Source organism: Streptomyces sp. NPDC001450 (genome assembly GCF_053597295.1).
The window spans coordinates 243,372-257,213 of record NZ_JBSFHY010000006.1 but is presented as its reverse complement, the minus strand read 5'-3'; the positions used below and the strand labels follow the sequence as shown (position 1 = coordinate 257,213).

The 13,842-nt window shown below is 71.9% G+C and carries 15 protein-coding genes and 1 pseudogene; 2 read left to right on the top strand and 14 right to left on the bottom strand.

What is annotated here, in order from left to right; genetic code table 11:
- Window positions 1–4: 4 nt before the first annotated feature.
- The 3 genes from ACWC5O_RS08995 to xylB form a co-directional block, all read right to left on the bottom strand.
- Window positions 5–1,489, bottom strand: a complete 1,485-nt coding sequence (locus ACWC5O_RS08995; protein WP_450585603.1) for an APC family permease — start codon at window positions 1,487–1,489, stop codon at window positions 5–7.
- Between the two features lie 244 nt (window positions 1,490–1,733).
- Window positions 1,734–2,942: an ROK family protein gene (locus tag ACWC5O_RS08990; protein WP_450585605.1), complete on the bottom strand. Its 1,209-nt coding sequence runs from the start codon at window positions 2,940–2,942 to the stop codon at window positions 1,734–1,736.
- 57 nt (window positions 2,943–2,999) lie between these two features.
- Window positions 3,000–4,445, bottom strand: coding sequence for a xylulokinase (xylB, locus tag ACWC5O_RS08985; RefSeq protein WP_450585606.1), 1,446 nt, complete (start codon window positions 4,443–4,445; stop codon window positions 3,000–3,002).
- 207 nt (window positions 4,446–4,652) lie between these two features.
- Between xylB and xylA the strand changes: the two genes are divergently transcribed.
- Together xylA and ACWC5O_RS08975 are read left to right on the top strand one after the other, a co-directional pair.
- On the top strand, window positions 4,653–5,819 hold the full coding sequence (gene xylA / locus ACWC5O_RS08980; RefSeq protein WP_450585607.1) for a xylose isomerase: 1,167 nt from the start codon (window positions 4,653–4,655) through the stop codon (window positions 5,817–5,819).
- A gap of 353 nt (window positions 5,820–6,172) precedes the next feature.
- Window positions 6,173–6,445, top strand: coding sequence for a hypothetical protein (locus tag ACWC5O_RS08975; RefSeq protein WP_450585609.1), 273 nt, complete (start codon window positions 6,173–6,175; stop codon window positions 6,443–6,445).
- Window positions 6,446–6,452: 7 nt separating this feature from the next.
- Here ACWC5O_RS08975 and ACWC5O_RS08970 read toward each other — a convergent pair.
- The 11 genes and pseudogenes from ACWC5O_RS08970 to ACWC5O_RS08920 form a co-directional block, all read right to left on the bottom strand.
- Window positions 6,453–7,229 (bottom strand): annotated as a pseudogene (locus tag ACWC5O_RS08970) (esterase-like activity of phytase family protein); the annotation flags it as partial.
- Between the two features lie 300 nt (window positions 7,230–7,529).
- Entirely contained in the window at window positions 7,530–7,889 is a 360-nt protein-coding gene (locus ACWC5O_RS08965; protein WP_450585610.1) for an ASCH domain-containing protein, read from the bottom strand.
- Window positions 7,886–8,995, bottom strand: coding sequence for a hypothetical protein (locus ACWC5O_RS08960; protein ID WP_450585612.1), 1,110 nt, complete (start codon window positions 8,993–8,995; stop codon window positions 7,886–7,888). The genes ACWC5O_RS08965 and ACWC5O_RS08960 overlap by 4 nt, the downstream gene beginning before the upstream one ends.
- 110 nt (window positions 8,996–9,105) lie before the next feature.
- A complete protein-coding gene (locus ACWC5O_RS08955; protein WP_450585614.1) occupies window positions 9,106–9,837 on the bottom strand; it encodes a hypothetical protein in 732 nt (243 codons plus the stop codon).
- Window positions 9,834–10,169 (bottom strand): DUF6415 family natural product biosynthesis protein, encoded by a 336-nt coding sequence (locus ACWC5O_RS08950; protein ID WP_450585616.1) that lies wholly within the window; start codon window positions 10,167–10,169, stop codon window positions 9,834–9,836. The genes ACWC5O_RS08955 and ACWC5O_RS08950 overlap by 4 nt, the downstream gene beginning before the upstream one ends.
- On the bottom strand, window positions 10,166–10,669 hold the full coding sequence (locus ACWC5O_RS08945) for a hypothetical protein (RefSeq protein ID WP_450585618.1): 504 nt from the start codon (window positions 10,667–10,669) through the stop codon (window positions 10,166–10,168). Before ACWC5O_RS08945 ends, ACWC5O_RS08950 begins: the two co-directional genes overlap by 4 nt.
- Window positions 10,666–10,890 carry a hypothetical protein gene (locus ACWC5O_RS08940; protein ID WP_450585619.1) on the bottom strand — a complete coding sequence of 75 codons (225 nt, stop codon included), beginning with the start codon at window positions 10,888–10,890 and terminating at the stop codon, window positions 10,666–10,668. The genes ACWC5O_RS08945 and ACWC5O_RS08940 overlap by 4 nt, the downstream gene beginning before the upstream one ends.
- 100 nt (window positions 10,891–10,990) lie before the next feature.
- Window positions 10,991–12,232 carry a helix-turn-helix domain-containing protein gene (locus ACWC5O_RS08935; protein ID WP_450585620.1) on the bottom strand — a complete coding sequence of 414 codons (1,242 nt, stop codon included), beginning with the start codon at window positions 12,230–12,232 and terminating at the stop codon, window positions 10,991–10,993.
- Window positions 12,233–12,425: 193 nt separating this feature from the next.
- Window positions 12,426–13,103 carry a collagen-like protein gene (locus ACWC5O_RS08930; RefSeq protein WP_450585622.1) on the bottom strand — a complete coding sequence of 226 codons (678 nt, stop codon included), beginning with the start codon at window positions 13,101–13,103 and terminating at the stop codon, window positions 12,426–12,428.
- Complete coding sequence (locus tag ACWC5O_RS08925; protein WP_450585624.1) at window positions 13,100–13,432, bottom strand: hypothetical protein; 333 nt, start codon at window positions 13,430–13,432, stop codon at window positions 13,100–13,102. The genes ACWC5O_RS08930 and ACWC5O_RS08925 overlap by 4 nt, the downstream gene beginning before the upstream one ends.
- A gap of 56 nt (window positions 13,433–13,488) precedes the next feature.
- Window positions 13,489–13,803, bottom strand: coding sequence for a hypothetical protein (locus tag ACWC5O_RS08920; RefSeq protein ID WP_450585626.1), 315 nt, complete (start codon window positions 13,801–13,803; stop codon window positions 13,489–13,491).
- Window positions 13,804–13,842: the final 39 nt, after the last annotated feature.

Here is a 13,842-nt window from a genome sequence, read left to right as displayed (position 1 = left end):
ACGGTCAGCGAGGCACTGCTCCGTCCTGCCGGTGGCCGGCCGTGCCGGGTTCCTCGATGTGCACCCGTGCGGTCTCGGCTATTCGCTCGGGGTGCCGCCGTATCAACACCAGCAGCACCACCGCGCCGGCCGCCATCCAGACGCCGACCACCGGGCCCGCGTACGAGACCGGCGCCGAGAGTTCGGTCACGAAGTCGAACACCGGGATCCCGGCGGCCGTCAGCAGTGCCGGGACGAACGCGGCGATGCCCAGCAGAGGGAAGAGCAGATGCCGTACCGGCTTGAAGGCCTCCCGGCCGCCCCGCAGGAAGTAACCCGCACAGGCGAGGTTCACGACGATGTAGACACCGACGACGACCGTGACGATCACCGTGGCGAGGAGCAGGAACGCGGTCACCGGGTCGTAGGCGAGGCCGAGCCCCAGTACGGCGCCGACCGCGACGACGGTCTGCACCGCGATGCCCACCACGGGGGAGCGATGCCGGGGATGGAGGGTGGCGAGCAGGCGGGGCAGCACCCGGATACGGGCCAGGGCGAAGGCCGTACGGGTCGAGACGTTGGCGCACGCGTTGGCGTTGGCGATCGTCGAGTTGACCACCGCCAGGAACACCAGCACCCAGAAGAGGCCGAACGAGGCCCGGGCCACGCCCTCCCAGGAGGCGGCTCCCGACGCGCCGAACCTCGCGAAGTGGTCCGGGCCGAAGTAGACGGTCATCGCGTACGTCGTGATTACGTAGAACAGACCGATGCCCAGGGCCGCTCCGAGGACCGCGCGGTGCATGGTCCGGCGGGGATCGCGCGTCTCCTCGGCGAGCGGCGCCGCGGCCTCGAACCCGGCGAACGCGAGGATCGTGTACACGGATCCGGCGAAGACTCCGCTGATCCCGGCGTACCCGTCCGCGGTGTGTGACGTGCCGAAGACCGAGAGGGTGTTGGCGTCACCCGCCTTGCCGACGAGCCAGACCGCGAACACCAGGAAGACGAGGAATTCGAAGATCCCGAGAACGGTTCCGAAGCGGGCCGAGGCGCGGACGCCGAGGTAACCGGCGACGGCGATCACGGCGGCGCCCGCCAGCGACCACGGCCACCACAGGTCCGCCGGATACGAGGACCACTCCTCGTGCAGCGTGCCCGTCGTGGTGAAGCCGAGCTGCAGGAGGAGCAGTGGTGGGACCAGCGTCTCCACGAACACGTAACCCCAGCCGACGAGGAAGCCGACGGCCGGGTGCAGCCCGCGCGCCGCGTAGGTGGCCACCGAACCGGCCGAGGGTAGCTCCCGTGCCAGTTCGGCCACGCAGGACGCGGTGAACAGGCAGGCCACCAGGGCGATCAGCACGGCCAGCGGGAGACTGCCGCCGGCGAAGGCGGCGCCCGCGGGGATCGAGGCGGCCACGGCGGCGGCCGGCGCCATCGCCGTGATGCTCTGGAACAGGACCTCGCGCAGCCCGATGGCGTCCCGCCGCAGCGTCCCGGTCGTCTCCCCGTGCATGTCTCCCCCGATCCGTGTCAGCCTGCTGTCACTCGGCGCGTGTGCATCCCCTCGTCCCGCGAGAGCGCTGCCGGACAGGCAGGGTGGCTGCGCCTCGCGTGAATCACGGTACGGCGCGGGGAAGTTGGGCAGAAGGGTGCGCCGCAGTTCCGTGGACAACCGGTGGACTGTGGACAACTCGGCCACCCGATCGGGTGAGACCTGGCCGTCACCAGACCGTTCGAGCCCACCCGGCAGCGAGCCGTCAGGGCCGCTCGGCCACCGTCGCCGGATCGTCGAGAACGGCCCGGACGACCGAGTGGGAGGCGCCCAGGAGCGGGCCCTCGGGACCCAGCCCGGACACCGACACCGGGCAGGCCGCTCCCGCCGTACGGCCCGTCAACTCGGCCTCCAGCGATGGCAGCAGCCAGGGGGAGAGTCCGGCGAGGGCCCCGCCGAGAACGACCGTCTCGGGGTCGAGCAGATTGACCGCCCCGGTCAGGGCGATGCCGAGCGCCGTACCGGCGTCCCGCAGAGCCCGCCGTACGGCCTCGTCGCCCTCCTCGGCCCGTCCCGCGAGCAGACCGACCAGGTCCTCCTTCGGTTCCAGTCCGGCCGCGCGCAGCACCGCCTCCTCACCGGCGTACTGCTCCAGGCACCCGCGCCCGCCGCACGGGCAGGCGGGTCCGTCCGGGTGGACGGGCACATGACCCAGCTCGCCCGCGAACCCCCGCGTGCCGCGCAGCAGGTGCCCGTCCACGACGACCGCGGCGCCGATGCCGATCTCGGCCGACACGTGCAGGAAGTCGCGCGGGGTGCCGGCGCCGAGCCACAACTCGGCCAGGGCACCGAAGTTGGCCTCGTTGTCCACGGTCACGGGCAGGCCGCCGGGCAGCAGGGGGCCGAGGTCCGCGTCGTTCCAGTCGAGGTTCGGGGCGCGCACGACCGTACGGCCGTCCCGCGCCACCAGTCCCGGCACGGCGACCGCGAGACCGGCGGGCCACAGCCGCTCCCGCTCCGCCTCGGCCACGACCTGGCGGACCATTGCCGTCAGCTCGGCGATCACCGGTTCCGGGGCGCGGCCCCGGTTCGCGCCGTGCCGCACGGCCCGTGCTCGGACCACGCCGCGCAGGTCGACCGCGCACACCGCGAGGTGATCGACACCGACCTCGGCCCCGATGCCGGCGGGACCGCGCCCGCTCACGGCGAGCGCGGATCCGGGGCGGCCCACCCGGCCCGGCCGTTCCGGGCCCAGTTCCTCCAGCAGTCCCCAGCGGATCAGCTCGTCCACGAGGGTCGACACCGCCGCCCGCGTCAGGCCGATATGTGAGGCGACCGCGGCCCGCGACAGCGGGCCCTCCGCGCTGACGGCGTGCATCACCCGGGCGAGGTTGCGCCGGCGCATGCCCTGCTGGGTGTCCGGCAGCGAGCGTCCGGTACCGGGCGGGCGGCCCTCGTGCGGCGATGCGGTCATGCCCTGGTCAATCCTCGGTGTCTGCGGCCGGGCTCAGCTCGGGTGCGGCGGCTGGGCTCAGCGGGATTCCGGCCCCCGCTCCAGCAGCGGGGCCGCGTCGGAGAGTACCCCGCTGATCCGGGCCAGCGTCGCCTCGTCCCGCTCCACTGCGGCCAGTACCGGGCCCGCAGCCGTGTTCCAGCGGCGGGCCACCGCGCCCGGGTCCTCGCCGGTCAGCAGGCCGGCGGCCTGCGCCGCGGCCCCGAGGGCGACCAGCTCTCTGGCCTCCGGGACCTGGACCGGCCGCCCCGACAGCCGCCGTACCGTCTGCTGCCAGGCGGTGCCCCGGGCTCCGCCGCCGATCAGCAGCAGCGGGGTGGTGCGGTCCGCGTCCTGGTCCAGGACCAGGTCGAGCGCGCCGAGCAGCGCGTGCACCGCGCCGTCGTAGGCCGCCTGCAGCAGCTGGCCGGCGGTGGTGTCGTGCCGCAGCCCGTGCAGCAGGCCGGAGGCGTTCGGCAGGTTCGGAGTGCGCTCGCCGTCCAGGTACGGCAGCAGGGTGACGGAGGTGCCGGGCTCGACGGCCTCTCGCTCCAGGCCCAGCAGCGCCGCGACGCGGTCCACCGCGAGGGTGCAGTTCAGGGTGCAGGCCAGCGGCAGCCAGTCGCCGTGCGCGTCCGCGAAGCCCGCCACCGTGCCTGTCGGATCGCCGGGGCGGTGCTTGGAGACGGCGTACACGGTGCCCGACGTACCGAGGCTCAGCACCGGGGTGCCCGGCCGCAGGCCGAGGCCCAGCGCCGCGGCCGCGTTGTCACCGGTGCCCGGCGCCACCAGGGTGCCCTTGGAGAACGGCAGGTCGTGGTGCTCGCGCACGGTGCCCGCCACCTCGCCGGGCCGTACCACCCGGGGCAGCAGCGCCGGGTCGAGCCCCACGTGCGCCAGCGTCTCCTCGTCGTAGGCCTCCGTCCGGGACGCCCACCAGCCGGTGCCGGAGGCGTCCCCTCGGTCCGTCGTGCCCTGTCCGGTCAGGCGCTCGGTCAGGTAGTCGTGGGGGAGCCGCACCGCTCTTGTGGCACGGACCGCCTCCGGCTCGTGCTCGGCCAGCCACGCCCACTTCGTGACCGTGAACGACGCTCCGGGCACGCTGCCGGTGCGCTCCGCCCAGCCCTTCGGGCCGCCCAGCTCCTCCACGAGCCGGCGGGCCTGCGGCGCCGAGCGGACGTCGTTCCAGAGCAGCGCCGGACGTACCGGTTCGCCCCGCTCGTCCAGGGTGACCAGGCCGTGCTGCTGGCCGCCGATGGACACCGCGGCTGCCTCGTGCGCGGGCTCGCCGCACTGGCGCAGCGCCTCGCACAGAGCGTCCCACCACTGGCGCGGATCACTCTCCCGGCCCGCACCGGCGGACACGGCGTGCGGCGCCTGGCCGCTTGCCACGACCTCCCCGGTGGCCGCGTCGACGACCAGCGCCTTTGTGGACTGGGTGGATGTGTCCACGCCGACGACGAGCGGACCCTCGGCTGCTGACATCGGGTTCTCCTCTTCCGCGGCTGCGCGGGATGTGCTGTGAGCTGGCAAGACTTCTGTCAACGACATCGGTCGACGACACAGGCCAATGACATCCGTCGAAGACACCTTGTCGCCGAAGACACACCTTGTCTCTTCCCAGAGGTGCGTCCGCATACTAATTTGTAAACGGCCATGACGAAATAGTCGTACGCAGCAAGGAGTCGCGGCATGAGCTACCAGCCCACCCCCGAGGACAGGTTCACCTTCGGCCTGTGGACCGTCGGCTGGCAGGGAAGGGACCCGTTCGGCGACGCCACCCGCCGTGCCCTCGACCCGGTCGAGACGGTGCAGCGGCTGGCCGAGCTCGGCGCCCACGGGGTGACCTTCCACGACGACGACCTGATCCCCTTCGGGTCCACGGACACCGAGCGCGAGTCGCACATCAAGCGCTTCCGCCAAGCCCTGGACGCCGCCGGCATGACCGTCCCGATGGCCACCACGAACCTCTTCACGCACCCCGTCTTCAAGGACGGCGCGTTCACCGCCAACGACCGCGACGTCCGCCGCTACGCGCTGCGCAAGACGATCCGGAACATCGATCTCGCCGTCGAGCTGGGCGCCAGGACGTACGTCGCCTGGGGCGGCCGTGAGGGCGCCGAGTCCGGCGCCGCCAAGGACGTGCGCGCGGCCCTCGACCGGATGAAGGAGGGGTTCGACCTCCTGGGCGAGTACGTCACCTCCCAGGGCTACGACATCCGCTTCGCCATCGAACCCAAGCCGAACGAGCCGCGCGGCGACATCCTGCTGCCCACCGTCGGTCACGCACTGGCCTTCATCGAGCGCCTGGAGCGCCCCGAGCTGTACGGCGTCAACCCGGAGGTGGGTCACGAGCAGATGGCCGGGCTCAACTTCCCGCACGGCATCGCGCAGGCCCTGTGGGCCGGGAAGCTCTTCCACATCGACCTCAACGGGCAGTCCGGCATCAAGTACGACCAGGACCTGCGGTTCGGCGCCGGCGACCTGCGCGCCGCCTTCTGGCTCGTGGACCTCCTGGAGAGCGCCGGTTATGAAGGGCCCCGCCACTTCGACTTCAAGCCGCCGCGGACCGAGGACCTCGACGGTGTGTGGGCGTCGGCGGCCGGCTGCATGCGCAACTACCTGATCCTGAAGGAGCGTTCGGCCGCCTTCCGCGCCGACCCGGAGGTCCAGGACGCGCTGCGCGCCTCCCGCCTGGACCAGCTCGCCCAGCCGACCGCCGCGGACGGCCTGCAGGCCCTGCTCGCCGACCGCACGGCCTTCGAGGACTTCGACGTGGAGGCGGCCGCCGCGCGCGGCATGGCCTTCGAGCGGCTCGACCAGTTGGCGATGGACCACCTGCTGGGCGCACGGGGCTGAGTGCACGCGCGCGTAGGGGGCCGTTTCCGAGCGGCTCGCCCGCGCGCGTGCTTGCCGTCTTCGGGTGCTCCGGTGGAGGCTGATCGCCCTCCGTGCGGGATGCGGCGGAATGGTGCGGTCCACGACATGAGCGGGTATCAGCTTCCGTGCGCGGGTGGCCTCATGACCGGGCGGTGGCGACTCTGGAGGGTATGTCCCTGCCGCCTGTACCTCCTGTGCCGCCCGGACCGCCGGGCGGCACCCCGCCTCCGCCCGGCGGTTTCGGACCGCCGCAGGGCGGCTTCGGCCCGCCCCCTCCGGGCGGGCCGGACCGGTCACGGCCTCCGGAGCCGTCGCGACGCAGCCGTGGCCTGTTGTTCGCCGTCCTGACCCTCCTCGTGGCCGCCGCTGCCGTCCTCACCGTGGTGCTGATGGCCTCGGGGAAGCACGGTTCGGGGGACGGGAAGGCGCCGAAGGAGAGCGGCACGAGCACAAGCCGCTCTCCCCGCCCCTCCTTCAGGCTTCCCACCGAGCTGCCCAGCCGGCTGCCTTCGCGGCTGCCGACCGAGCTGCCCTCGGGCTTCCCGAGCACGTTGCCAAGCGACCTGGAGTCGATACTGCCCTCGCTCTCCGACGAGCTGCCCTGAAGGCCTCTCACAGGCCTTCGGACAGCCGGACGTACGTCAGGGTCGTCTTGATCCCGCTGTCGACGAGGCGGCCCTGGGCGTCGAACGCGCCCGCTCCGTCGTTCATCCCGAAGTCGTTGTCGTTGATGAGCGCGAGCGTGTCGTGGTCCACGCGCGCGATGCCCTCGATCTTCCCCGGCACACCGCTCACCTTGCCCAGGTCGACGACGAGCCGCTTGCTCAGCACCGGCACGCCGGCCGCGGCCGGGTCGTCCAGCTGCTCCAGCGACGGAGACGTCGTGTCGTCGTCCCAGGGGCCGCCGAGGATGTCGGCCTTCTGCCCCAGCCTGACCAGCTGCAGCCGAGCCGCCTTGTCGGTGCGCTCCTCCACCAGCAGCCGGTCACCGCCGACGGCCACCACCGAGGAGATCTTCAGCTCGGAGGTGTCGTCCTCGCTGGGGTCGACGACGTTCACCGGATCGAAGCGGTAGGCGTACTCCGCGGTGACGGCCTGCTTCCGCGGTGAGAAGCGCAGCAGACGGGTCGTGCGCGAGGCCTCCCCGGCGGCCGTGTCGGGCAGCGAGAGCGGGCTCTGCAGGGCTATCACCAGGTCGCCACAGGGAAGCTGCGCCAGCCCTTCGAAACCGCGGTTGATCTTCCGGTGCAGCAGGACGGACGGCAGCGCCTCCACCACCGGGTAGTCGGCGCCGGTGAGGTTCAGCCCCTTGGGCACGTAGCGAGTGAGCACCCGCCCGCGCGCGGAGACGTGGATGAGCGAGGGGCCGTACTCGTCCACTGACCACCACTCAATAACACACCATCCATTGACCTGCAGAAAGACCGGCGCCCCGGTCCCAGTCTTTGCGGAGACGAGGGGACCGGGGCGCGGTCGTCACCTCTCCAGTGTGGGGCAAAGGATCGGTGACGGCGTACCGCCTCAGTGGAGGGGGCGGAGCGTTCATCCCCCGAGCGAAACCGGGGTATGTGCAAGAGGCATATTGCAAGACCGTACTGTTACAAGCGGTTCGAATGAGTGAACGTCGCGTGAGGGTGCCCGGCGGGACTAGGGGGCGTCGACCGCCGGGCACCCGGCCTATCGGTGGCGCTATGCGCCGAGCAGCTCGATCTCGATCGCGAGAGCGCCGAGCGCCTCTTTCTCGGGCGGGTAGATGCCGCGGATGTTCGCGAGCTGCTGCTCGCGGCTCGCCGTCGGGTTCACGTTCGCCGGTCCCTCGCCGTCGAGCAGCGCCTCGAAGTCGTCGTACGCGGTGACCCGCTTCACGAGCACGTCGCACGTCTCGTCGGTGCCCTTGATCCGGAACCGGATCGTGTCGCCCGCGGCCATGTCGGCGAGGTGCGGGTACCGCACCCGAACCTCGATCGTCTTGCTGCCTGCGGCGACGAGGTCGAAGTATCGGCGGTACAGGTTCAGCTCGTGCCTGCGGGCGGCCCTGGTGTTGCTCATGGGGTTGTGACGCTCCTCGTCGGTTGGGACATTAAGCGGCCAAGTTCGCCGGCCGAGTACGCGCGGAAGAAATGCCGCGGGTTGCCGAGCAGCACGTCGGCCATGTCGAGCAGTCGATCGGCGTACTCGGACAACGAGCCGGGCCACATCCGCGTGTCGAGCATCCAGGGTGCCGAACCGTCAGGCAACGGCGCTTTGCCGTCCCGAATGAGGCTCTTCGAGAGCTTCGCCCCGGTGTCCGTCACGACCTGCGGACAGAACAGCCGGGTCGGCAGTTGCGCGCCGACGAGCCCGATCGCGGTCAAGGCGTTGTCGACGAGGGTCGAGCCGAACACCCAGTCGCCGCCCTTGACCATGACACTCAACCGGTCGCGGTCGACAGTCGCGGCGAGTTCCTTGACGAGGTTTCGGTACAGCGTCGCGAGGTCGAGGTACCCGCCGCCGCTCGGCCCGACGACGACCTCGTACGGCCCATGGTGCAGGCAGATCGCCGACACTTCGGCGTGATCGGCGTCGAACAGGATGCGGGTTCGCTCGGCGTACTTTTCGGCCCACCCGCAGCCCGGTGTCGGGCAGGGGATTCGCACGTGCGGTACGCCGTGTGCCGGGTCGAGCCACCAGCGGGCGGCGTCGATGCGGCGGTGCGCTCGTAACCAGGTGCGCCGGTACTGCTCGGTCTGCTGCTGCCGCGAGTACATCTCGATCGAGTACGGGATCGACAGGCGCTCGGACAGAGCATCAAAGAGCGGCCGGTACAGCTCGTCGACCTGGTCGACGAGGGCGGCCTCGCCGAGCGCGTGTGCGTAGGCGCGCTGGTAGCGGTGCCCCGTTGCGGGGTCGACGACGACCTCGTGCGGCGCGTTGTCGAGGGCGCCGAACAGCACCTCGACGGGGATGCCGAAGCGCTGCCGGACCCGAGCTGCGACGGCGAACGAGAGGGACTGTACGAGGGACGTACCGAGGTGCGGCACGCCGTTGATCTGTGTCCCGACCACGAACGTCACGCGTGACGGGGGCATGGTTCGTATGCGGGGCGCGAGGATGTCCTCGGCCGAGCTGAGCGCGTTCGCGAGCACGGTGTTCGGTGAGACGGGGTGAGCAGTCATGGTCCATCCCTCGGTTCGTGAACGGGATTGCGCCGCCGGGCGGCGGGCGGGGTGTTGCCGAAGAGCAGCGATCGCGCGGCGGGCAGCGTGCGCAGACTCAGCGCCCCGGCCTATACGCGAGCCGCGAGTTCCTCGTCGAGGCTCACGAGCGTGCACTCGTTCAGCCCGCGCACGAGCTGCGCCCCGACCGTCCAGTGCACGAGCGGCGAGTCGAGCGACACGACGTCGGCCCCGACCGGCAGCGGCCTGAGCCGGCCGAGGGTGTACCGGCGCCCGTACACCGCGCACACATCGGACCGGCCGGCCCGCACGGCGACGTTGCCCTTCCACATGTGCGGGCACTGCTCGCGCGCCGTGCGCACGCACTGCAGGCAGATCGGCGGATGAACCGTCAACAGATCCTCGGGCCACCCCGGATAGTCACTGCGGTCGTCTTCGAGCAGCCACAGCACGCCCCGGTCGTCGCGGTCGGCCGGCCCGCCGCACACCTGACACAGCAGCTCGCGCATGGCGCGGCGCTGCCGTACGTGGTGCACCTTGCCGAGCAGTGCGTCGCCGACGCCGGGCGACTCGATCCGGCGCTGCCACAGCAGCCCCCGGTCGTCGCGGTCCGATGCGACCTCGTCGGCGTAGCCGATACGGGTGAGGCCCCGCGCGATCACGGCCGGTTCGTCGACGACCTCGCCCGACCAAAGCGTGATGTACAGGACCGTCGAGGGGCGCTTGCGGCACGTCTTGTGCATGTACGCCGGCGGCAGCCGGTTGCCCCTGTCGTCGCGGCGGGCGAGTTGCTTGCGCGGCTCGCCGTCCTCGATCGGCTGCTCGCAGATGGTGCAGATCACTGCCCGACCACCCGCCGCAGCTCGGTGACGCGCCGGGCGAGTTCGGACACCTGCAGCGCCGCTTGCATCATGTCGCCGAGCTGGAACCCGAGGGCGTCGTCGGCGGCGTCGGCGGCGTTGACGAGCCGGTACCACCGGAACGAGCGGTGCGGCGTCCGGTCGGCCGTGCGCCGGGCGATCGTCTGCAGGCGCTCGATCTCGTCGCGCAGCCCCTCGTCGATCTCGACGAGCCGCTCGTGCCGCGGAATGTCCCGGGTCGAGTCGAACGCAGCGTCGATCAGCGCCGGGATCGGGTCGTCTGTCTGCTGCTCGGCAGACGGGGCGGCGGTCATCGGGCGGTGTCCATCTGCGTGGCGGCGAGCGCCGCGGCGTACGCCTCGTGCAGCAGATCAGCGTCGGTGAACGGCCCGCCTTCCTGCGGCGAGACGATCCATGAGTGCCCGTGCTGCGTGCGCGGGGCGCGCGTCGCGGGGTGCGGCACGGCGATGTGTCCCTCGGTGAGCACCTCGGCGTCGGGCAGGTGCCACTCGGCGGCCGAGCCGACCTTTACGAGCACCTCGACGCCGTCAGGGGTGTGCTGCACCGGGCCGACGGGCGTGCCGTGCTGCCGCATCTGTGTGACGGTCTTCCAGCCGAGCGCGCGCGGCATGCGTACGACGTCCCATGCCTTGCCGACGGGCACGTCGACGAGTTCGCCCTGATCCCATGCGGCGAGCGCGCCGGTCACGCTCGCGCCGACTTCTCTGATCCAGTCGAGCACGACGAACCCGTCGAACCCGCCGTCGGCGACGAGTCGGGCGCCCGCGATGCTCTTGCTCGGTTCCTCGATCACCTGACGACCTCCGGGCGGGCCGTCGACTGAGCGGGGACCGACACGAGGGCGGCGCGCAGTTGCGCGAACAGCGCCTCGGCCTCGGCGCGAGCGAGCACGAGTTCGGGGTATTCCCGCGGCTCGTCGAGGTCGTACAGGGTGATCGGAACGCGCACCTCGCCCGTGCGGCTGTCGCACACGGGTACCTCGCCGCGGCGCAACGATGCGTGTAAGCGGGACATGTGAACCCCCGGTCGGTAGTCGCGAGGTGACGTACCGTAAGGCGACTACCGGCCGGTAACGGGTACAGGTTGTACCCCTGTCCCAGGTTGTACCCCTTGCTCAGACCGCCGTCGGAACGCCGATCGACTCGGCGAGCCGACCCGCCTCGGGGCGCATCGCGCGCGGCGCGTGCCGCCACAGATCAGCGGCGACCGACCGGGCCGACGGCGTGTACGCGACGGTCTCGGCGCCGATCTCGTACGCCATTTTCATCACGTGCAGCGCAGCCGTGCGATCGCCTCGCTGCAGGTGCCCGCGGGCGACCTCGACCCACAGCCGGGCCCGCCGCTCGCGCGAGGGCATGACGTCGGGATCGAGGTCGTCGGCGAGCCCGATCGCCCGCTGCGCCTTACGCAGGTCGGTCGCGACCGACACCGCGTGGAAGTCGACATTCGCGCGGCCGAACACAGTCGACGGGTGCACGTAGTTGCCGGGCAGGCTCTTCGCGACCTGGTCGCCCTTGTCCCAGTAGCGCCACGCGTCGCCCTCGCGGCCGTCGCGGGCGACGGTCACGGCGGCGTGCAACTGCAGCGCCCCGTACACGCCCCTCCAGTCATCGGGGGCGCCGTCGAGGTGCGGGCGGATCAGGTCGGATGCCTCGGTGACCACGCGCAGCGCCTCGTCGGCGTACGACGTCTCTCGCAGGATGTTGCCGAGGTTCCACGCGGCCGCGGCGATCGCGTCGGGCCGGTCCGCCTCTTGAGCAGCCGTCAGAGCGCGGTCGGCGACCACCCACGCGAGTTCGGCCGGGGCGACGTACGCCGTCGCCTGCCCGGTGAGCCGGTAGATATCCGACAGGGCGACCAGGGCGGCGCGGCGCTGCTCGCCGTCGAGGGCGCGCACCGCCGCCTCGCCGTCGCGGATCAGGTCGGGCAGCAGCGCGCCGACCTCGCTGCGGTTATGCGCCGAGGTGTGCCACAGGTTCCATGACTGGTCTATCCGGCCCTGCAGCACGGCCGGGTCGGCGGGCTGTCGGCCGGCGGGCGGGGTGAGGGTCATGGGCCGGGCCATCACGGCGGCCCACACGTCGGGCAGTCCGGGGTGCGTGAGGCGGCCGGTCGGTACCGGCTGCGCCGGGCCCTCGGTGTGCCCGGTGATGGCGGAGAGATCGGAGAGCTGCAGCGCGGCGCCGAGCCGTACGAGCAGCCCATGGTGCGTCAACTCGCGTTCGCCGGACTCGATTTTCTTGAGCCACTCGACGCTTCGGCCGCACATCTGTGCGAGCGCTTCGCGGGTAAGGCCGCGGGATTCCCGCAGCATGCGGATTCGTTCACCTGTAGACAGTTCGCCGGACGGGTCCATGCCGCTCCTTCACGAGCCGGTGCCGTATCGCCAGAGTACGGGCGCAGTCAACGGCGGCAGCACGCGTTGGATCCGGCGTCGTCGGGGCGTGCAGACCTCGAGCATTGTCGTCACTTTGACCCGAATACTCGAGACTCGCCGAACGCACGAAAGCGCCCCTGCCCGGCCGAATGGCCAGACAGGGGCGCAGTGTTCATGCGATCCGGCGTCGCTCGGCCGGCAGCCCGAGCAGCGTCGACGACGAGCTCGGCGACGGGTTGCTCGGCTGCGGGGCGCCGTCGCGCCTGCAGACGAGGGCGTCGGGATCGTCGGCGGGCGCCTGCAGGCTGTACCCGTCCGGGCATGTCTGCCCGTCGCGACCGTCGGTGCCGTCCCTGCCGTCTGTACCGTCCTTTCCCGGCGGGCCCGCGGGACCCATCGGGCCGGCCGGACCGGGCGGCCCGGTGACCCTCGCACCGGGCTCGCCGGACTTGCCGGGCGCTCCGGACGGACCGGCCGGGCCGGGCGACGGCGTGATCGTCGGCGCCGCCTTGCCCGGCTCGCCCTGCGGCCCGCGTGCTCCGGCCGGGCCGGGGATCGGCACCGGTACCTCGGCCCGCGCGGGCAGATTGTCGACCGCCCGCGACGGGTCCGGCGCGGCCGGCGTGCCACCCTTCGCCGTGATCTGCGCTCGCAGCACCCGCACGTCGGTCGCGAGGGTCGACACCGCGTCGCCGCGGCGGTTCGCCTCGACCGCGAGGGCGTCGGCCCGCTGCCCCTCGGCGTCGACCCGCGCCCACACGAGGACGACGGCACCCGCCAGTACGAGCAGCACGGCGGCGACCGCGAGCGACCGCCACCGTTGGGCGAGCGCATGCTGAGTGCGCGTCACGTGGGTTGCCCTCCTAGCTCGACGATCCGATCGCGCAGCCGGGCTTTCTCGGCTGTGAGCGCCGTGATCTGTTCGTGTAGCGCTGCCTTGTCGGACCGCTCGGCGGCGAGTTCGGCGTACGCCGCGGCGAGTAGTCGCTCGGTCTCGACGAGTCGGTCGCGCAGCTTGTCGCGCTCTTCCTGCAGGTTGTCGACGAGCGTCGAGTAACCGCCGAGCACGGCGCCGGACTGCGAGGCAGCGTTCGCGCCCCGATGCCCGATCAGCGCGGCGGCGGCGGCCGCGAGCCCGGCGACCATGGTTCCGACGGCGCCGAGCGTCGCAGCGTCCACGCGGGACCTCCGAGGGTGGTGCAGTGGGGGGTGTGCCGACGGCGGTAACGCCGCGGTCACCCGCTGGTCGAGTCGCCGAGGTACCGAGCGCCGTCGACCGGTTCGAGCGTCTCGAACTTGGGATACGCCGGCGGCCGCGCCCACCCGAGCAGTACGCCCGCGATGTTCTGCAGTGCGGTTCCCTTCGAGCGCTCGCCGACCACTTCGAGCAGCCGGAACAGCACGTAATACGCGGCGGCGAGCGCGACGGTTACGACGCTAGTCGCGGTCGCACTGTTGACGTCGAACCCGGCGCGCACGGCGAGGGTGAGCAGCCACCCCGCGACGAGCGGCACGCCGGTGCGCATGAAACTGACGAACAGACCGGACATGGGCCGGCCCCCTTCCGATGATGGGTGAGCCGGCCGCCC